Raw genomic sequence first — 19069 nt, 5'->3', positions numbered from 1 at the left:
CGCTTGAACATGAAGATAGGATTGTATTGCCCCGCAATGACAAGAATCCGGGGAGGGATCGAACGTCTTGCGGCAGACTTGGCATGGGCCTTCGAGGAGCAGAGTTGGAGCACCGTCATCTATACTCACAACCGCGGCGACGCCGCTGCGGTTACGCCGGTCTATGACCTCCCGGTCAGCGCGGAAGTTGTCCCGCTGAATTTCAGGGATCAGCCGGAGTTTGGTTCCGAATTGCGGCATGCTATCCAGACCGCGCGACCGGATGTGGTCTGCGTTATGGATGTCGTCCCGGCTTTCTGGCACTTCATAAGGGCTGTGAAGGACCTCAACATTCCACTCGTATTATCTGAACATTTTGCCCCATCGATCAGCGAGACGAATTTTCGCGACCCTCGGGTGAGAAGGGCTGCTTTCAGTTGTGCGGATCTCATTCACCTTTTAGTCCCTTCCCATGCTGACACTGTCGACTTCGAAGACCGCGATCGGACGCACGTCATCCCGAACCCAGTTGTTCCGCCGGCTCGTCGAGCGGATGCTGTTGGGCAGAACGTAACAAGGAAGCGCTTTATTAACGTCGCTCGTATCCACTTTGCTCAGAAGGCGCAGGATGTATTGGTGGAGGCGTTTAGCTCTATCGCGTCCGAAATACCGGAATGGGACTTGTTGTGCGTTGGAAACGCTCATAACGCCGACGAGGAGCGGAAGTTCAGGGAATTGGTTGACCGGTTCGGCCTGAAAGACAGAGTGGTGTGGAATGGTGGTCTTGAGCATGATCGCCTTTATGATGCTTTGTCAGAAAGCCAGGTTTTTGTGCTGCCTTCATGGTTCGAAGGCAGCCCAATCTCATTGGCGGAAGGCTTGGCGCATGGATTGCCTGCGATCGGCTTTGAGAAGTGTGAGGGAACGAATCAGCTTATTCGCGGCGGCGCAAATGGCTTGTTGGCGCCCGGCTTAGGCGACCCTAGATCCCTCTCGAGGGCAATGTTACAGCTCGCTAAATACCCGAGGCTGCGAGAGGCATACTCCGCCAAAGCTGAAGAGATTAAGCAGGAGCGCGCTAAGACTCGCCTTCTCGGTCGTTGGGTCGGTTTGATGCGGGAGGCTAAAGAGGTAACGTTGCCGCGGTTGTCCAAGTTGGGAAGCGGCGAGCTGCGTTACGACGATGCGGTCGCGGCCAGGCTTTCGGGCGAAAAAATTCTAGGTGATGTTCGGGCGATTTCGGTGCCGGGGAAGGCAAGATGATGAACGTACTTATTTACTGCAAGCCGTCTTTGGAGGGCAGAGCATTCCATAATTCTGCTCACTGGGTTTGGCTCGGCCACCAACTGGCCAAGGCATTTCTCAATGAAGGCCATGCCGTATCTATCTGCCTAAACTCCCACCAGATGGAGCGCTGGTACAAGCAAAACGAGTCACTCCTCGACCGTATCGAGAACAAATTTGTCGTAGACTTCCCAAGCAATATCACGGCGGGCCGATTTACCCTCGATCATTTCCTTGCCGCAAGCGGATCTGAAACGGATATCTCGGCTCCGTTGGATGTCTTCAAAACAGCTGTGGGTGATGCCAAGTTTGATTGCATCATTTCGGTTTGCGACCGGGGAATTTTGCCTCGGTCTGCTTTCCCTGAGGCGATGCATTTTTCGTTTGTCGAATCTCCTTTCACACGCGCCCCGTATCCTCGCCTGTGGGCGCTCGATGCGACAGGCATTGACCGTTCTGACGTTTTCCACACGGGAGTGGCAAGTCAGTTTCTTGAGGGCATTACACACCCGGAGATCGAAGCGGCTCGCAGGTTTGCCAAGGACATGTCGCACAAGCTGAAGCGCCGGCAACTGTCTGAGCTTTCGCTTGGCCGTCTTAGAAGCAAGAACGTCCTAGTTGCACTTCAGAAAGAAGGCGTGTCAGCGCTGGATACCTACACTCCTTATTCATCACAGCTGGATTTCCTTCTGGATGTGCTCGAAACCATTCCACGCGATGTTGGGGCTGTCGTAACCGAGCATCCGCAATACCCAGTTATCGAAAAGTCAGCCTTCAATTATCTTCGCGAAAACTATCCGAATCTCTTAGTCTACCCGAAGTGGATGGCGGTAGAAGGTATATCCCAGAATCTTCTGTCGATCGTAGACGCCGCTGTGGTGCAAACATCTACGGTCGGGATCCAGGCTTCGCTCATTTTTGGAAAGCCCGCGGTATGTGTTGCGCCGGAAAGTCGCGTGGGGCCGTTCGTACCGTGCCATGACATTGGGTCGTTGCGCAACATCGAGGACATTCCTGTTCTACGGGACGACTACCGTTATCGGATGCTAGCGTTTCAGTTGTTTCGTTACACATATACGGATCAGGCGGCCTTCGAGGACGGGCAGCTTGTGAGAGCAGTTGCTCAAGCCTTCAAGAAAAGGGACGCAAATTCCCTTTATGCCGAGGAGTTCGCGAGCCGAGAGCAATTTTTGAAAGTCGGTATTGCAAAGGTAGTAAACGCCGCTGCTAAGCCTCGCGCGTTCGATAAATTAATACATCTTCCAGGAGCGCCGATCGCGCTCATTGAAACGTACCAAGTTCATCAAGAGATGACCGCCGCACAGCTGCAAAAGGTGAAGCCTCCGCAGCCGCCCGTAAAGCGAAAGCCGGGACGTGATACCCTCAAGTGGAGAGTGCTTTACGCACTCGAAGCTGCGCTGCCGGCTGCGATAGTCCGTCCTTCGGAAAAGGTGCTCAAGAAGCTAAAGGTGATCTAGGGAACAGGTGAAGGAGGCAGAAACTGGCCGCCTCGGGACCCTGCCTCTGATGCCGTCACTGCCGTTCCTTCTGTATCGCTTTTAGTGCGGCAATACACAACGCGATCGGGGGGGAGACGGCTTGGCAGTAGGGACCATCATTTATAATGGCAGTGCCCTTCCCTCGCTCCCAGCTACATCCTCCAATGTTGGAGCAAGCTCTTGGGCGAGGCTGTATGCGTCATGAATATTCAGTGTATATCTGGGAATGATGCCTTCATCATTGTTCGACGGAACCAACCAAAGGAGGCGTTCCCGAGCCTCACCTGATTTCGGATCTTTGAAAGTTTCCACTTTCTTTTTCCATCCAACCACTTGAGCGATTTCGCCATCCAACCTCCGGCTCGGTCCTTCGAGCCTCTCAAGCTGGTCTATGATCTCGCGGATGTCCATGCTTATGCTATGCCCGATCCCGAATGTTGTAGTAGCTCATCACGCCGATCCCCCAGGCAAATAGCAGCCCGAGCGTTACCAGCAGTGCGTTGAGCAGTCGGCTCGGATATTGCGCCAGCTCCGAAAGCGTCGGCTCGATAAACAGCGCCAAATAGCGCTGTCGGTTGTTGGCCTCAATCCGTGCTTTCTCAAGAGACCCCAGCGCCGCCGTATAGGCGCGCTCGGCAAATTCGCGTTCGGTCTCCAGTTCCTCGAACTCCGCGATGCGGCCGGCGACATCAGGCGCGTCAGGGTCATTCGCGGCGGACCTTTTTTCGCCTGTGCCCAGCCGCTGGCGCTCAACGGCGATCTGCTGTTCCAGGCTTTCGATACGGGTTTTTAGTACGCGAATGCGCGGGGTGTCCTCGCTCATCTGGCTCTTAGCCGCGGCAAGGTCAGCATTGAGCTTCGTCAGTTCTTCCTCCAAGCCGCCGATCAGTTGCACAGCGAGCTTCGCGCCCTCTTCCGGACTGATTTCCTGCGATTTGTCGCGGTAGTCGCGCAGCCCCGCGCGTGCCTTGGCAAGACGTGCCTCACCCGCCAAGACCTCGTCCTGGGCGGCCCTCAGCACGTCGTTGCGCGCCGAAAGCGACAGGCTGTTCACGAGGCTGTCGCTCTGGTCCACGATGAACTGCGCGATCTGCCGCGCCTGTGTCGCGTCGAAAGCTTTGACCGTGACCTGCATGATGCCGGAAGCGTGGTCGAAATTGACGTTTACCATGTCTCGCCAATAGTCGAGCTTGTCTTCGATCGGCAGGTCGGAGCCGATGCCGTAGAAATAGTCGAGCCCTCGGGTGGCGTAGACGTCCTCGAGCTTGAACTTGCGATCGGCATCCGCGGCCATCCGCTCGCTCAGGATGTAGTCCATGAGGATATAGCTGTCCGAGACGGTGCTGCCGCCGGAAGCCTGGGTGAACATGCCGAGGATATCGGTCGAAACGCCGCCCTCAATGCTACGCACTGCGAAGGAAGTCGTGCTGTGATACTGGTCGGCCGCGATGAAGGCCATGTAAAGCGAAGCAAATGTAGCCGGCAGGGCAACGAGGCCGAGGAACGAGCCCGCGATGACAGTATGGCGCAGTGCGAACTTCTTGAGCCACTTAGGCCTTGAGGTGGCCTGTTCTTCCGGCGGGGCCCTGTCTTGCCGCTCGCGAAGCGGAATGACAGGGGCGCTCTCCCTGCCGAGCAGCCCCTCGAGCACGGCGATACCCTTGCTCTTCGCATCGCCTTTGGCGGCTGGGGAGGAGGCTGGCCTATCGGCAGCCTGTGCAGGGCCCGGCTTGTTTGCTGCCGCGTCTTTGCTGGCCGCCATTTAGTTTTCCCTCATGTTTCTGTCGTGTGCGCCGATCGCGTCCTCGACATCGTCATAATAAGTCAGCTTGCCTTTTTCCAGCACTACGCCGCAATCACAATAATCGCGAATCGTCTTGGAACTGTGGGAGACCATGATCACGTCGGAATCCTGGAGCTTGGTCTCGAAGACAGTCTGACATTTCTTCTTAAAATTTGAGTCACCAACGGCGGTGATTTCGTCGACGAGATAATAATCGAAGTTGATGCCCATGCTCAAGCCGAAGGCAAGCCGCGCCTTCATGCCGGAGGAATAGGTGCCGACCGGCGCCTTGTAGAAGGGGCCGAGCTCGGCGAAATCCTCGACATAGGCGATCAGTTCTTCGGTGTCGACGCCGTAGATGCGAGCGACGAAGCGCACATTCTGTTCGCCGGTAAGCGAGGTTTGAAAGCTTCCCTGGAAGCCAAGCGGCCAGGAGATCTTGCCGCGGCGGATGATTCGACCCTTGTCGAGCCGGATCGCGCCGGCGATGAGGCGGAGCAGCGTCGACTTGCCGGCGCCGTTGCGGCCGAGCAGGCCGACGCTTTTTCCCCGGTTGAGGGTAAGCGAGGCATCCTCAATGATCGGCTTCTTGATGCCTTTGGTGCGGGCATATTTCGTCGCCTGCTCGAACCGGATCATTCGTTTCTCAGCGTTTTTCGGGAGAGAGTGAAGACCAGCATTCCGGCACACAATGTCAGAAATGCGATTCCGTAAAGGTAATTCATATCAAGGCCGATTGCGCGATACTCCGGGTAAAAGCCCTTTCTGAAGCCCATGACGATGTGAACAAGTGGATTGATAAGCACAAGGTCGCGGTATGGCGCTGGAATCGAATCCGGCAGGAAGAACACGCCGGAGATCAGAAAAAGCGGCCGATTGACGATTCCGAAGACCTGTTCGTAGAGCGGGTACTTTAGAAAGAGCACGCAATTGATCATCGCGATGCCGAGGCCGAAGAGGCAGGCCATAGCGATGGCCTCCAAAATCGTTGGCCAATGCAGTTCGGTTTCCACCCGCATGGTCGCGACGATCGTTCCGAGCACGATGAACGCGACGAGCGAGGTGGTGCCGACCTGCAGGACGAAACGGGCGACGACGGTGTCGATCGGCGCCACATTGGGGTAGCTGAGCAGCGCCCTGTTGGCCCGCACCGCGCTATTCAAATAGCTGGTCATCGCCTGATAGAACTGAAAGGCGATGTAGCCGGTGGCGAAGAACAGCGCGAAGCTGGTGCCGAGCGCGGGCGCCCGGGCGATCGCCCGGAAGATCATCGTCATCAGCAGGATATGGGCCGCCGGGTCGAGCAGCGCCCAGATATAGCCGCCGGGCTTGGAGCCGAACCGCGTCGCCATCTCCCGCACGAGGAGGGCGCCGACGACGCGGATATGGGTGGAGAGATAGCTCACGGCTTCACCCGAAGGGATAGAGAATGCGGCCGATCAGCCGCAGCCGCCGGTCGGAGAGGCTGCGGAAGAAGCCGATGGGGTCGGCCTGGAAATCTTCGGCGTCGCGGTCGTTGCCGGCATGGCGGATCGCCGGCGCCATGATCGCGATGAGCAGATGGCGCCAGCCGAGCACGCCATAGGGGCCCCACGGCCGCCAGGCCGGGCGGGAAGGCTGTCTGAGATCGGGTTCGTCGAGTTGCCGCTTGATCGCGGCGACGGTCGCTTCGAATGATGTCTCATCTCCGGTGACGGGTTCGAAGTAGCGAGGATAGAGGAGATAGGCGCCGGCGAAAAGGGCCTCCAGCGAAAGCTTCCTGCCGCGGCGCGGATTGGATTGCCTGTCGTCCGTCAGCCCCCAGCCGGCATAGAAGGGCGAACCGGCCGTCGTCACTTCGATTCCGCGCATGAGCGCTTCGAAACCGGCCAGCGAGGTGATCGTATAGACATGATCGACCGTCCGCAGCGCTTCGGCCAGCGGCAAGCTCTCGGTGACCACTTCGCAGAGATGCGCGACTTCGGCGGGATCGGATCGGGCCGGACGAACGCGGCTCAATACGTCCGGATGCGGCTTGTAGAGGATCTGGGCCTCCGGCTGCTCCGACGCGGCAAGCCGCACCAGGTCGTTGTTGGTCATCGGGCTTGGGCAGCCGTAGCGGATCGAAGCATCGTCCTCAACCTGGCCGACGACCAGCACGCGCTTGCGCGTCTTTGGTCCATAAATCTCTTCCGCCGTCCGCTGCAGCCCGCCATTGTATTTGCTGATGCCGCTCCCCAGGAGCAGCGCGGCGCCGGCGCGCGCCCGCTCCATCAGCGCCGCATCCGCCTCGAAGTCATAGGTCGAAAGCAGCACTTCGAGATCGGACGGCCTGTGGCAATCGAAATAGGGTGCCCTGCTGTCGAGCGCTAGCGACAGGGGAGGCGTACGGCTGGCGCTCGGCCGCACTGACCGAAGGAAGCCGTCCTCGACGAAGCAAACAGGGATGTTCTGCTTTGTCGCGATTTCGGCCAGCGCCGGCGGCAAGGCGGCGCCCCAGACGAAGACCTCGCATGGCCCCTCCAGGAGAATGCGAGGCTTCCAAGTCCGGTCGAAATCCGAGTCGGACAGGTTCTTTGGCAGAAAATGAAAGCGCCGGTCGGGAAACGAGCGCTCCAGAAAGGGTCTCTTCCACTCGGTCACATGGACGGCAAAAGTCGCCAGCCGCTTCACAGAAGCGCCACCGGAAATTTCAGGGGCAGCCTTTCTGCTCACCACTCTCCACCGAGATCAAGTCGCGTCGCCCTGCACATAAAGCTCTCCTTTCTGGTTCGCAACACTATCCTGCCGAATTTGCAAGACAGTAGCGGAGGCGTGTTCGCATCGCCGAGGGCGGGCAATGGCGCGGCCTGCCGCCGCATCGGCAACCGACAACCGACCGTATAATCCCTGTCACCCCGGTAACAACTTCTGCATGCGGACTTTGAAAAATTAGGCCAACGTGATTTAAGGTGCGGAGCAACAAGCTGACCGAACACACTCGTTCTCGGCGCGTCCGCGCCTGGACCTCAACAAAAGGCCGCCTTGGCGGCCGGACCATGCCGACCTGGAGAGATTCGCCGGTGCCTGAACCTTTGACAGTATCGAGCGGCAGGAATGTCGACCCCGCCTCCGCCTTGCGAGAGTGCCGATCCGCCTTTGTCGGCGTCGGCATTGCCAGTGCGCTCGTCAATATCCTCTATCTCACCGGCTCGTTCTTCATGCTCGAGGTCTATGACCGGGTTCTGCCCAGTCGCAGCATTCCCTCGCTGATTGCGCTCTGTCTGCTCGCCCTGCTTCTCTATGCCTTCCAGGGCGCCTTCGAACTGATCCGCGGGCGGATGCTGGTGCGCATTGCCGGCGCGCTCGACGAGAGCTTGAGCGGCCGCATCTATCGGGCGGTGGTGAAGGCACCGTTGAAGCTGAAGATGCAGGGAGACGGGCTGCAGGCGCTGCGCGACTTCGATCAGGTTCGCTCGTTCCTCTCGGGCGCGGGGCCGGCGGCGCTGTTCGATCTTCCCTGGCTGCCCTTCTATGTCGCCATCTGCTTCCTGTTCCATCCGGTCATCGGCTTCGTGGCGATCGGCGGCGGGCTGATCCTGACGCTTCTCACCTATCTCACCAATCGCGGCACGCAAGCGCCTGCCAAGAAGGCATCCGAGGCGGGCGGCCTTCGCAGCGCCTTTGCCCAGGCCTCGCAGCGCAATGCCGAGGTCGTCCAGGCGATGGGCATGACCGGCCGGCTTGCCGAGCTCTGGGAACGCCGCAACGCCGAATACCGGGAGGAAAACCGCCGCGCATCCGATATCGGCAACGGCTATGGGGCGCTCTCCAAGGTCTTCCGCATGGCGCTGCAGTCGGGCGTGCTGGCTGCGGGCGCGGTGCTGGTGATCGAGGGCCAGGCTTCGCCCGGCATCATCATCGCCGGCTCGATCCTCACCGCCCGGGCGCTCGCCCCGGTCGAGCTCGCCATCGGCAACTGGCGCGGCCTCGTTCAGGCGCGGCAGAGCTGGCAGCGCCTGAAGGACCTGTTGAAGGCCTTGCCGGAGGCCGAAACCCCGCTGGCGCTGCCGAAGCCGCACGAGCGTCTGAGCGTCGAGGCGCTGGCGAGCGGGCCGCCGGCGGCGCAGCGGCTGATTTTCACCGATATCAATTTCACCGTGCGGGCCGGCAGCGCTCTTGGCGTCATCGGCCCGAGCGGATCGGGAAAGTCGTCCTTCGCGCGCGCCCTTATCGGCGTCTGGCCGGCCTATCGCGGCTCGGTGCGGCTGGATGGGGCGGCACTCGACCAATGGGACGGCGACGCGCTCGGACGGCATATCGGCTACCTGCCGCAGGACGTGGAGCTTTTCGCCGGAACCGTGGCGCAGAACATCTGCCGCTTCGCCGCGGATGCGACCTCCGAGGCCATTGTGGCGGCTGCCAAGGCGGCGCGCGTCCATGAGCTGATCCTCCGTCTTCCGAACGGCTTCGATACTGAGATCGGCGAGGGCGGCACGGCGCTCTCGGCCGGCCAGCGCCAGCGCATCGCGCTCGCCCGGGCGCTCTATGGCGATCCCTTCCTGGTGGTCCTCGACGAGCCGAATTCGAACCTCGATGCGGATGGCGAGCAGGCGCTGAGCGAGGCGATCATGAATGTGCGCCGGCGCGGCGGCATCGTCGTGGTAATTGCCCACCGGCCGAGCGCGCTTGCGAGCACCGACCTCGTCCTGATGATGAACGAGGGGCGGCAGCAGGCCTTCGGCCCGAAGGAGGAAGTGCTCGGCAAAGTGTTGAGGGGGCAGCAGACGGAACGTGCGTCACCGCTGAAGATCGTCGCGGAAGGCCAGGAGGCAAAGCAATGAGCGGAAGCACGCAACGGGCGCCCAATGCGCGCCGGTCGCTTTCTCGCCATATGATCGGGGTCTCGGTCCTCGCGCTTGCCCTCGTGGCCGGCGTCGGCGGCTGGGCGGCGACGACGGAGCTGTCGAGCGCGATCGTCGCCGGCGGCGTCGTGGTCGTGGACGACAATGTCAAGAAGGTCCAGCATCTGACCGGTGGCATCGTCGGCGAACTCAAGGTCAAGGAAGGCGACCGCGTTGAGGCCGGCCAGGTGCTGATCCGGCTCGACGGCACCACGGTGCGTGCGAACCTTGCGATCGTCGAAAGCACGCTGGCGCAGCTTTATGCGCGCCGCGCCCGCCTGCTGGCCGAGCGGATCGGCGCCGAGTCGTTCGAGATCGACAAGGACCTCGCGAACTTCGTCTCCAGCGCGGCGGCGGCAAAACTCGTCGATGGCGAGCAGAAGCTCTTCGCCAGCCGCCGCACGGCGCTGCTCGGCATGAAGGGGCAGCTGCAGTCGCGCAAGGCACAATTGGCCGACGAGATCGACGGCCTGACCGTGCAGCTGAAGGCGATCGAGGACGCCTTGACGCTGATCGCGGAGGAACTGACCGGCGTCGACTCGCTCTATGGCCGGGGCCTGGTGCCGATGCAACGGGTGACGACGCTGAAACGCCAGCGGGCGGAGCTCGAGGGCGACCGCGGACGGTATATCGCCTCGCGTGCTCAGGCACGCGGCAAATCCAGCGAGATCGACCTTCAGGTGCTGCAACTGGACGAGGACCGGCGCACGGAGATCTCCAAGGAGCTGACCGATGTCGAGGCGAAGATCGCCGAATATGAGGAGCGGCGCACGGCAGCGACCGACCAGTTGCGGCGGCTCGACATCACCGCGCCGCTACCGGGCCGCGTCTATCAGCTGGCCGTCCATACCGTGAACGGCGTTGTCAATCCCGGCGAGACGCTGATGCTCGTGGTGCCGGAGGCCGACGAACTCACCGTAGAGGCGCGGGTGGCAACCCACGACATCGATCAGATCCGTGTCGGCCAGCCCGTCGAGATCCGCTTCAGCGCCTTCAACCAGCGCACGACGCCGGAGGTCGAGGCCGAGGTGGTGACCGTCGCCCCGGACATGGTCAGCGACGAGCGGACCGGCGCCACCTACTATCCGCTGCGCATTCGCCCGAAGCCGGAGAGCCTTGCCAAGCTCAAGGGCCTCTCCCTCTATCCGGGCATGCCGGCCGAGGTGTTCATCAAGATCGCCGATCGCACGGTGATTTCCTATCTGGCGAAGCCGCTCACCGACCAGATGCGGCACGCATTCCGCGAGGATTGAGACGGTCGCGGGAAACGAACTGGCGCCTCCGGGCATCCCCGGGCGCGGGCTCGTCACGCGTGAGAGGGCGGCGTCAGGCGCGGGTCCGCGCGAAATCCCTCAATTTTTGCTGGTTAAGTGTTCGCGGGGCATTTTCGTGATTGGACTTCGCGGCCGGTTGGAGTCACGTTTATTAGGCGTATGAGGTGGAATGGGGGACCAACTAAGTCTGATTAGGAGGTCACAATGAAGCACCATGCAATCGAAGACCTGCAAAGTGTCGCCGAGGTCAAACAGGACCTTCCGCGCCGGACCCTGTCGCGTAGCGAGCGTCTGGAGCGCTGGGCGGAACTCCTGGAACGCAGCCCGCACAGACGGCTTTCGACGTTGCACGAGACCGAGTATCAGCCGGCGCATGTGCGCGCCACGATGCGCGGCGACGGCACGCCGATCTCCGTTGCATTCGAGGACCCGGTCCTGCGGACTGCCGGCCTGGACAATGACAGCTACGGCGAGGCGAAGCGGTTCTTCGAACTGAGTGACGAGCAATTGCACAAGGTCATCTGCTATTGCCATTTCGGCGCCACGGTCAGTGCGTCGACGGCGGCACGTCACATTCGCGCGATGCTTGTCGAAAACCAGCCAGGCCTGTTTGCCCGCTTGCGCCAGATTTTCTTCGGCTAAGGCAGGCGACGTTTGCCACGACGGCTTTGAATGGCGGTCGACGACGCCGGCCGGAGAGGGTGTGTTGTGTTGCGGCTTGTCCGCTGCAACGTCGCCTGGTGAACGTCTCAAAGGTACTGGCGATCCAAAGCGGGGGAGGCACTTCGCCGCTACGGCGCCTCTTGCATCTTCGAGCAAGGGACGCGGGAGCGGCGAAGTGTGCGCGACCCGGCCGCAAACTCCACTTTCACCCGCGCCCGTTCGCGGGCCGCTGGCCTGTACAGCCGCGTTCCCACATTGCCCGCATCAAAAATCGTGTCAAAAATCGGCGACCTTGCCCCAGGCCAAGCCGTTCAGCCGGTCGGGTCGATAAGGTTTCGGGTCGACGATCGGCGGCTCACCCGTCACGATATCCGCGACAAGGTGGCCCGCGCCGGGTCCGATGCCGAAGCCGTGGCCGCTGAAGCCGGCGGCGAGCACCAGGCCGGGGAGCGAGCCGATCTCGCCGATTGCCGGGACCCCGTCCGGGGTGCTGTCGATATAGCCGGCCCAGGCGGCGCTGACCGGCCGCTTCTCGAGCGCCGGCAGGAGCGCCCGGGCCCGCTTCAAAGTCAACCGGATCTGCGCCTGATCCGGGCGAGGATCGAGGATGCGGTTGAACTCCATCGGCGTCGGCCGGTCGAGCCGCCAGCGCGACAGCGTCTCATGACCGGATTTCCAGCCTTCGATGCCGCCGGGCGCGAGGCTGCGCCAGCGTCGCGCGAACATCGGTACGAAATGCCGGGCAAAGCGCATCTGCTGCGGGGTCGGATCGACCCGGGCGCGGCCGCTGATCGCCAGCGTATAGCCGCCGTCGCTACGGCGCGTCGCCGAGACTGCGGCGGTGTGCAGGGCTGGCGGCAGGTCCTCGGCACCGGGCGCCACGGAGAGGATCGAGGCGCGGATCGAGGCCTGCGGAAAGCGGATGCCGAGTTGACGGCAGAAGGAGGAAGCCCAGGCGCCGCCGGAAAGCACAACAATCGGCGTGCGGATCGTGCCGGCTTCGGTGACGACGCCGCTGACGCGTCCGCCCTCGAGCTCGATGCCGCGGGCAGCGCACATCTGGTGCAGGGTTCCGCCGAGCTTCATGACCGCGCGGGCGACAACCGGCGCGGCGCGCGAGGGATCGGCGGTGCCGTCGCTCGGCGAAAAGACGCCTCCCTTCCAGCGGCGGCCGGTCGCCGCACCCTTTTCACTCGCCTGCGTTTGATCGAGCATGTGGGTCGTCACTCCGACGCCGCGGGCAAAGTCGCCCCAGCGTGCCCAGCCGGCAAGCTCGCTTTCGTCATTGCTGAGATAGAGCAGGCCGCAGCGGCGAAAGCCGGTGTCTTCGCCGGTTTCCGCGGCGAAGCTCTCCCAGAGCGACAGGCTCTTGGTCGCCATCGGCAACTCGCGCGCGTCCCGGTTCTGCTGCCGGCACCAGCCCCAATTGCGGCTGGATTGCTCGGCGCCGACCAGGCCTTTTTCCAGGAGCGCGACCTTGAGGCCGCGCCGTGCCAGATGATAGGCGGCAAAAACCCCGACGATGCCGCCGCCAATGACGACGGCGTCGGCGCTCGCCGGCAGCGCTGGCGTGGTTTCGATATGAAGAAGCGGGGCAGGCATCAGCGGTCTCCGGTCGAACCGAACGGCATTCTAGCGCTTCGGCGATTGCAAGACTGCCGCACATCGGCGCTTCACAGCATATTCTTCCGTTCGCTCGACCCAGGGCCAATGCTTATTCTAGCGGAGATTGCCTAAACTTATCAGGGCAGGGTAGGCCTTTTCAGCTTGTCAGTCAGTACACGCCGCATAAGATGCTGGACAGTCCGAGTCGTATTGCGGCCCCCGGGCCAATTGGAGAGCGCCGATGAAACTCGACCGGATCGACATCAAGATCCTCTACGAACTGCAGAAGAACGGCCGCATCACCAATGTCGAGCTCGCCGAACTCGTCAATCTCTCGCCCAGCCCCTGCCTGATGCGGGTGAAGAAGCTGCAGGCGGAAGGCTATATCGTCGGCTATTCGGCGCAAATCAATATCGCCAAGCTCGGCCAGACCCTGACGGTCTTCACCGAGGTGACGCTGAAGAATCATCGCCAGATCGACTTCGCCCGCTTTCTCGCCGCCGTCGAGAAGGTCGACTCCGTCGTGGAGTGTCACCTAGTGTCCGGCGGTTACGACTACCTCCTGAAGTTCGTCACCGGCGGGATCGTCGAATACCAGACGATCATGGAACGGCTGATCGACATGGATGTCGGCATCGACAAGTATTTCAGCTATGTCGTCTTGAAGTCGCCGATCGTCAAATCGCACATGCCGCTGACCAGCCTGTTTCAGGTATAGGTGGCGCCTCTCGATCCATGTGTTCGCCCCTGACTCTAACCCTCTCCCGTTTTGACGGGGAGAGGGGACCGGAACCCGCGGCTTACCAGGCATGGCAGCGGCAGCCCTCGTCAAGGCGGGACTGGCAGCCGCGGCTCGTCCGCCCGCCGTGCGCGCAGGCGGATCAGGCCAATCGCATTGCCACCAGATATTTTTTTACCCCGCCTTGCTGAGCGCCCGCGCCAGCTCCGGCCGCCGATCGAGACCGTCGAGCCAGCCGGTGTCGAGTTTCGGCACGGAGGCGAAGAGCAGCTTGGAATAGGGGTGCTTCGCGCCGGTCGCGAGCTCGGCCGAGGCGAGCTGCTCGACCTTCTCGCCCGCATACATGACGACCACCTCGTCGCAGATCGCCTGCACCGTCGAAAGGTCGTGGCTGATGAAGACGTAGGAGAGGCCGAGCTCGCGCTGCAGTTCCTTGAGCAGGTCGATGACCGCGGCAGCGACGACCGTATCGAGGGCGGAGGTGATTTCGTCGCAAAGGATCAGCTTCGGCTCGGCGGCGAGCGCCCGGGCGAAATTGACGCGCTGCTTCTGGCCGCCGGAAAGCTCGGAGGGGCGGCGATGGCGCAGGTTGCGCGGCAGACGCACCATGTCGAGCAGTTCATCGATGCGGGCGCTGCGGGCGCTGCGACCCATGCCGTGGTAGAAGGCGAGCGGCCGGTCGAGGATATCCTCGACTGACTTTGCTGGGTTGAGTGCGGTGTCGGCATATTGGAAGACGATCTGCATCTCGCGCAGCTGTTCGCGTGAGCGCTCGCGGGCGCTGCGGCCAAGTTCGCGCCCCTCGAACTGGATGCTGCCCGAGACCGCGGGCAGGATGCCGGCAATCGCACGGGCAAGGGTCGACTTGCCGCAGCCGGATTCGCCGATGATGCCGAGATTGCGGCCCTTCTCGACCTTCAGCGAGACCTGCTTGACGGCGCGCACAAGCGGCAATCCGTCCGCCTGTCGCGGCCCGTAGCCCGCGACCAGCGTGTCGATCTGCAAAAGCGGGGCCGGGGTAGATGCGGCGGGACCGGGGGCGGCGCGCGGCTGAGGTTCGAAGGCGTCGAGCAACTCGCGCGTATAGGGGTGCTTGGCGTCGCTGAGGATCTCTTGCGTTGTGCCGACCTCCTGCACTTCGCCGCCCTTTAAGACGACGATGCGATCAGCTATCTGGGCGACGACGGCAAGGTCGTGCGAGACATAGACGCCGGCAATGCCGCCGGCCTTCATGACCGACTTGAAGGCGCGCAGCACTTCGATCTGGGTCGTTACGTCGAGCGCAGTGGTCGGCTCGTCGAAGATCACCAGCTTCGGGTCGCCGATCAGCGCCATGGCGGCGGAAAGGCGTTGCAACTGTCCGCCGGAAACTTGATGCGGATAGCGGCTCCCGATCGTCTCCGGCTCCGGCAGCGACAGGGAACGGAAGAGCGCGACGGCCTTGGCACGCGCCTCGTCGGGCGACATCAACTGATGGATGCGGGTGATCTCGATTACCTGGTCCATGATCGTAGCGGCCGGGTTGAAGGCGGCGGCGGCCGATTGCGGCACATAGGCAACCTCGGTACCGCGGATGCGGGCGCGCTCCGTTTCGCTGAGCCGGACCATGTCCTTGCCGGCGACGGAAACGCTGCCGCCGGAAATGCGACAGCCGGGACGGGCGTAGCCCATCAGCGTCAGCGCGATCGTCGTCTTGCCCGAGCCGCTTTCGCCGATCAGCGCGACGATCTCACCGTCGGCGATGTCGATGCTGACGCCCTTGATGATCTCGACCTTGCGCCCGGAATCGGTGGTCGCTTCGACCTTCAGGTCACGGATTTCCACGAGATTAGCCATCATTCACTCCGATCACGGATCTTCTGCGGCAGGTTGTCGATGAGGAGGTTGACGCTGATCGTCAGGGTGGCGATGGCGAGCGACGGGAACATGACCGCCGGCGCGCCGAAGGGAAGGCCCCCGATGTTCTCCCGGACGAGAGCGCCCCAGTCGGCATAGGGCGGCTGGACGCCAAGGCCGAGGAAGGAGAGACCAGAGAGCAGCAGGACGATGAAGACGAAGCGGAGGCCGAGATCGGCAAGCACCGGCCCGACAATGTTAGGCAGGATCTCGGAGCGGATCAGATACCAGGTGCTTTCGCCGCGGATCCGGGCGACGGTGATGAAATCCATCGCATTGATGTTGACGGCGAGGGCCCGGGCGAAGCGATAGGCGCCGGGGATGTAGATTACAGACAACGTCAGGATCAGCACCGGAATGGAGGAACCGACGGCGGCGACGACGACGAGGCCGAAGAGCTTGCTCGGGATCGAGTTGAGCGCGTCGAGAAAGCGGCTCAAGACTGTGTCGAGCCAGCCGCCGGCGACCGCGGCGATCATGCCGAGCACCACGCCGGAGAAGCAAGCGATCGTCACCGCGGCAAGCGAGATGCCGACCGTGTAGCGGGCGCCCATCAGGATTCGCGAGAGCATGTCGCGACCGAGATAGTCGGAGCCGAGCCAGAAGTCATGGCTCATCGGGCCGAAGTAGTCGAGATCGACGATCTCGCCGACAGGATAGGGGATGATCATCGGCGCGACGACCGCGACGAGCGCCCAGGCGATGATGATCGAAAAGCCGATAACGCCGACGAGGTTGAAACGATAGCCAAGCCGGCTTCCGGACTTCCGGATAGCGCTGGTCGATGTGCTCGAAGTGGTCATTGTCATCGAAGCCTCGGATTGGAAAGGATGGCGATGAGGTCGGCCGTGGTGGTCAGCAGCAGGTAGCCGAGACAGAAGATCATCGCGCAACTTTGGATGAGCGGCAGGTCGCGGGTCGCTACGGCATCAACCATCAGCTTGGCAACACCGGGATAGTTGAAGATCGTCTCGACAATAATAACGCCGCCGAGCAGGTATGAGAGCGAAAGCGCAACCGCATTGACAATCGGGCCCAGAGCGTTGGGCAGCGCGTGGCGAAAAACCATGCGCGGTCGCGAGGCGCCCTTGAGCAACGCCATCTCGACATAGGGCGTGTTGAGCGTCTCGATCACTGCTGCCCGTGTCATGCGGATCATCTGAGCCGAGACACCGAAGGTCAGCGTTATGACCGGCATTGCATAGATGCGCAGGAGATCGGCGAATGAGGTGACTTCATTGGCAACCGAGAGCGCCGGCAGCCACTTCAGATAGACGGCGAAGACCAGCACTGCGGAGGTCGCTATCATGAATTCCGGCACCGAGATCACGCCGATGGTTAGCACGGTAACGGCGCGGTCATAGAGCGAGCCGCGCAGCATCGCCGCTGTTATGCCGAGCGTCAGCGCGATCGGCACGGAGAAGAGCGCGGTGACGCCCGCGAGCTTCAGTGTGTTGACGAAGCGCCCGCCGATCAAATCGGCGACAGGCATCTCGTTTGCATAGGAGGTACCAAGGTCGCCCTGCACGAGACCGACGATCCAGCGCAGGAAACGGAGGATTGCCGGCTCGTCGAGATGCATGGCCTTACGCAGACCCTCGACGGCTTCCGGCGTGGCGGCTTGGCCGAGCAGAATCGACGCGGTATCGCCCGGCAGGAGCGTTGTCGCGAAGAACACGGCGAAGGAGACAATCATCAGGGTGATGAAGGCGATGAGCAATCTACTCAGCGCAAGGGATAGGACCCGGTTGTTCACGCGCGCTCCCTTTCGGCTTTCAAGATAGGTTTCAAACCATACTGTCCGGGGCCGCAGCATCGAAGCTGCAGCCCCCTAGGCCAGTTGCCCAATCAGGCCTCAAACCAGACATGCTCGGCCATGCGATAACCCATCATACCGCCTAGCGGGTTGGTTTCCATGCCTTTGAGCTTGTCTGTGATGGCGTCGATACCAGTCAGGTAGGCCGGAATGATGGTACCGGCCTCCTCGGCGACCATGACCTGCATCTCGTGGTAAATCGCCTTGCGCTTCTCCTGGTCAAGCGAACCGCGCGCCTCGATCAGCATCTTGTCGAATTTTTCCGATTTATACTGGCTCTCGTTCCAGGGAGCACTGGAGGCGTAGAGCAGCGAGAACAGGATGTCGGGCGTCGGCCTGTAATTGATGTTGCCGAAATGGATCGGCGCCTTGAGCCAGTAATTGTCCCAGTAACCGTCCGAGGGCACGCGCTGGACATCGAGCTTCAGGCCGATCTCGGCAGCGGCCGCCTGGATGACCATCGCCATGTCCACCGAACCGGTAGCCGCGTCGGAAGCGACCACCGGGATGGTCTGGCCGAAAACGCCGGCCTTCTCAAAATGGAATTTCGCCTTTTCAGGATCGTACGCCTTTGGCTTAATATCGTCGTTGCGGTAGACGTTGCCCGGAAAGACGGGCTGATCGTTGCCGATTTCGCCGCGCCCGCGCAGGGCCGCCCTCAGGATCTGCTCGCGATTGACCAGGTGCTTCATACCGGCCACGAAGTCCTTGTTTTGACCCGGGGCCGCGTCGAGGCGCATGTTGAGGTTGGTGTAGCTGTTGGCACTCGACTTGGAGAGAACGAAACCTGGCTGGCTTGCGACAAGGCGCTCCGAACGGGGGTTGATGGCGGCGGCGACATGGATGTCCCCGGACAGAAGCGCATTGACGCGGGAGCTATCGTCGCTGATCGCCAAGAACTCAAAGGAGTCAACATATGGCCCCTTTGACTTCCAGTAGTTCTCGTTCCTCCGCATGACCGAGCGCACGCCCGGCTCGAAGTTTTCGAGAACGAAGGGTCCGGTGCCGTTCCCCTTGGAGAAGTCGGCGGTGCCGTCGGCGACGATCATGAAATGATGCAGCGCCAGGATTGTCGGCAGATCTGCGTTGGCATCGGCGAGCGTGATTTCGACGGTGAGATCGTCGACTGCCTTGAAGCCGGTCATCTGCTTCGCAATAGCATTGACCTTGGAACCGACATCGGGATCCAGATGGCGCTTGAGCGAGAAGATTACGTCTGCGGATGTCAGCGACTTCCCATCGTGAAACGTAACGCCCTTCTGCAATTTCACGGTCCACACCTTGGCATCGGCGCTTTCGATGCTTTCTGCCAGCTCCATCTGGGTGGCGCCGGATTTGTCGAGGCTCGAGAGGCGGTTATAAACCGCGGAGCATCGCGAATAGTCCGTTGAATTCGAAGCTTTGGCCGGATCGAGCGTGTCTGCGGTCGAAGACGTGAAGCCCGCGACCTTGAGGTGCCCTCCTTTGACCGGAGTTGCGGCCACCGCGTCAGAGGCGCGGCCAAGCACCAGGCCGCCGGCGGACATGGCGGCGCCGCCGGCCAGCAGCATCTGCAGGAGCTCGCGGCGGGTGGCGCCGCGGCGAATGGCGTTTTCGACGACTGCGTCGTCTTTTCCGGTCCAGTTGGTAATTTTGTCAGTCATGTCGTTCCCCATTCGCTTGGTGGTTG

General features: G+C 61.8%; 16 protein-coding genes. 6 read left to right on the top strand and 10 right to left on the bottom strand.

Annotated elements, in window-relative coordinates; all coding sequences use genetic code 11:
- Positions 1-9 precede the first annotated feature (9 nt).
- Positions 10-1242, top strand: a complete 1233-nt coding sequence (locus NXT3_RS30110; protein WP_234828258.1) for a glycosyltransferase — start codon at positions 10-12, stop codon at positions 1240-1242.
- Complete coding sequence (locus NXT3_RS30105) at positions 1239-2741, top strand: capsular polysaccharide export protein, LipB/KpsS family (protein WP_104841265.1); 1503 nt, start codon at positions 1239-1241, stop codon at positions 2739-2741. The genes NXT3_RS30110 and NXT3_RS30105 overlap by 4 nt, the downstream gene beginning before the upstream one ends.
- Positions 2742-2882: 141 nt before the next feature.
- Here NXT3_RS30105 and NXT3_RS30100 read toward each other — a convergent pair whose 3' ends face one another.
- From NXT3_RS30100 to NXT3_RS30080, 5 genes are read right to left on the bottom strand one after another with little or no spacing between them, the layout of a single operon-like run.
- Entirely contained in the window at positions 2883-3173 is a 291-nt protein-coding gene (locus tag NXT3_RS30100; protein WP_104841264.1) for a hypothetical protein, read from the bottom strand.
- Between the two features lie 7 nt (positions 3174-3180).
- Entirely contained in the window at positions 3181-4524 is a 1344-nt protein-coding gene (locus tag NXT3_RS30095) for a KpsE/RkpR family capsule polysaccharide export protein (protein WP_104841263.1), read from the bottom strand.
- A complete protein-coding gene (locus NXT3_RS30090) occupies positions 4525-5184 on the bottom strand; it encodes an ABC transporter ATP-binding protein (RefSeq protein ID WP_104841262.1) in 660 nt (219 codons plus the stop codon).
- On the bottom strand, positions 5181-5951 hold the full coding sequence (locus tag NXT3_RS30085) for an ABC transporter permease (RefSeq protein ID WP_104841261.1): 771 nt from the start codon (positions 5949-5951) through the stop codon (positions 5181-5183). Before NXT3_RS30085 ends, NXT3_RS30090 begins: the two co-directional genes overlap by 4 nt.
- A gap of 4 nt (positions 5952-5955) precedes the next feature.
- Entirely contained in the window at positions 5956-7239 is a 1284-nt protein-coding gene (locus NXT3_RS30080; RefSeq protein WP_234828215.1) for a capsular polysaccharide export protein, LipB/KpsS family, read from the bottom strand.
- A 347-nt stretch (positions 7240-7586) separates the two neighbouring features.
- Here NXT3_RS30080 and NXT3_RS30075 point away from each other — a divergent pair, with 347 nt between their 5' ends.
- The 3 genes from NXT3_RS30075 to NXT3_RS30065 all read left to right on the top strand — a co-directional run bounded on the left by NXT3_RS30075 (position 7587) and on the right by NXT3_RS30065 (position 11323).
- Positions 7587-9347, top strand: a complete 1761-nt coding sequence (locus tag NXT3_RS30075) for a type I secretion system permease/ATPase (RefSeq protein ID WP_104841442.1) — start codon at positions 7587-7589, stop codon at positions 9345-9347.
- Positions 9344-10660 (top strand): HlyD family type I secretion periplasmic adaptor subunit, encoded by a 1317-nt coding sequence (locus tag NXT3_RS30070; protein WP_037416302.1) that lies wholly within the window; start codon positions 9344-9346, stop codon positions 10658-10660. Before NXT3_RS30075 ends, NXT3_RS30070 begins: the two co-directional genes overlap by 4 nt.
- A 225-nt stretch (positions 10661-10885) precedes the next feature.
- Positions 10886-11323, top strand: coding sequence for a hypothetical protein (locus NXT3_RS30065; protein WP_037416305.1), 438 nt, complete (start codon positions 10886-10888; stop codon positions 11321-11323).
- Between the two features lie 297 nt (positions 11324-11620).
- Here NXT3_RS30065 and NXT3_RS30060 read toward each other — a convergent pair whose 3' ends face one another.
- Positions 11621-12946 carry an NAD(P)/FAD-dependent oxidoreductase gene (locus NXT3_RS30060; RefSeq protein WP_104841260.1) on the bottom strand — a complete coding sequence of 442 codons (1326 nt, stop codon included), beginning with the start codon at positions 12944-12946 and terminating at the stop codon, positions 11621-11623.
- A 244-nt stretch (positions 12947-13190) separates the two neighbouring features.
- Between NXT3_RS30060 and NXT3_RS30055 the strand changes: the two genes are divergently transcribed.
- Positions 13191-13667, top strand: a complete 477-nt coding sequence (locus tag NXT3_RS30055) for an Lrp/AsnC family transcriptional regulator (protein WP_037416311.1) — start codon at positions 13191-13193, stop codon at positions 13665-13667.
- Positions 13668-13862: 195 nt separating this feature from the next.
- On the opposite strand, the gene NXT3_RS30050 is transcribed toward NXT3_RS30055, so the two are convergent.
- The 4 genes from NXT3_RS30050 to NXT3_RS30035 form a co-directional block, all read right to left on the bottom strand.
- On the bottom strand, positions 13863-15524 hold the full coding sequence (locus NXT3_RS30050) for an ABC transporter ATP-binding protein (RefSeq protein WP_104841441.1): 1662 nt from the start codon (positions 15522-15524) through the stop codon (positions 13863-13865).
- The gene (locus tag NXT3_RS30045; protein ID WP_104841259.1) at positions 15524-16393 is read right to left on the bottom strand and encodes an ABC transporter permease; all 870 of its coding nucleotides are present in this window, start codon (positions 16391-16393) and stop codon (positions 15524-15526) included. The genes NXT3_RS30050 and NXT3_RS30045 overlap by 1 nt, the downstream gene beginning before the upstream one ends.
- The gene (locus NXT3_RS30040; protein ID WP_037416319.1) at positions 16390-17340 is read right to left on the bottom strand and encodes an ABC transporter permease; all 951 of its coding nucleotides are present in this window, start codon (positions 17338-17340) and stop codon (positions 16390-16392) included. Before NXT3_RS30040 ends, NXT3_RS30045 begins: the two co-directional genes overlap by 4 nt.
- 92 nt (positions 17341-17432) lie before the next feature.
- The gene (locus tag NXT3_RS30035; RefSeq protein ID WP_037416343.1) at positions 17433-19043 is read right to left on the bottom strand and encodes an ABC transporter substrate-binding protein; all 1611 of its coding nucleotides are present in this window, start codon (positions 19041-19043) and stop codon (positions 17433-17435) included.
- Positions 19044-19069: the final 26 nt, after the last annotated feature.

The organism is Sinorhizobium fredii, assembly GCF_002944405.1.
GTDB classification, from domain to species: domain Bacteria; phylum Pseudomonadota; class Alphaproteobacteria; order Rhizobiales; family Rhizobiaceae; genus Sinorhizobium; species Sinorhizobium fredii_C.
This window is presented reverse-complemented; position numbering and strand designations above follow the sequence as displayed.

Excerpts from the sequence above, each read along its gene's own strand:
- NXT3_RS30110 (WP_234828258.1), top strand. The coding sequence starts at position 10 with ATGAAGATAGGATTGTATTGCCCCGCAATGACAAGAATCCGGGGAGGG.
- NXT3_RS30105 (WP_104841265.1), top strand. The coding sequence starts at position 1,239 with ATGATGAACGTACTTATTTACTGCAAGCCGTCTTTGGAGGGCAGAGCA.
- NXT3_RS30100 (WP_104841264.1), bottom strand. The coding sequence starts at position 3,173 with ATGGACATCCGCGAGATCATAGACCAGCTTGAGAGGCTCGAAGGACCG.
- NXT3_RS30095 (WP_104841263.1), bottom strand. The coding sequence starts at position 4,524 with ATGGCGGCCAGCAAAGACGCGGCAGCAAACAAGCCGGGCCCTGCACAG.
- NXT3_RS30090 (WP_104841262.1), bottom strand. The coding sequence starts at position 5,184 with ATGATCCGGTTCGAGCAGGCGACGAAATATGCCCGCACCAAAGGCATC.
- NXT3_RS30070 (WP_037416302.1), top strand. The coding sequence starts at position 9,344 with ATGAGCGGAAGCACGCAACGGGCGCCCAATGCGCGCCGGTCGCTTTCT.
- NXT3_RS30065 (WP_037416305.1), top strand. The coding sequence starts at position 10,886 with ATGAAGCACCATGCAATCGAAGACCTGCAAAGTGTCGCCGAGGTCAAA.
- NXT3_RS30060 (WP_104841260.1), bottom strand. The coding sequence starts at position 12,946 with ATGCCTGCCCCGCTTCTTCATATCGAAACCACGCCAGCGCTGCCGGCG.
- NXT3_RS30055 (WP_037416311.1), top strand. The coding sequence starts at position 13,191 with ATGAAACTCGACCGGATCGACATCAAGATCCTCTACGAACTGCAGAAG.
- NXT3_RS30050 (WP_104841441.1), bottom strand. The coding sequence starts at position 15,524 with ATGGCTAATCTCGTGGAAATCCGTGACCTGAAGGTCGAAGCGACCACC.
- NXT3_RS30045 (WP_104841259.1), bottom strand. The coding sequence starts at position 16,393 with ATGACAATGACCACTTCGAGCACATCGACCAGCGCTATCCGGAAGTCC.
- NXT3_RS30035 (WP_037416343.1), bottom strand. The coding sequence starts at position 19,043 with ATGACTGACAAAATTACCAACTGGACCGGAAAAGACGACGCAGTCGTC.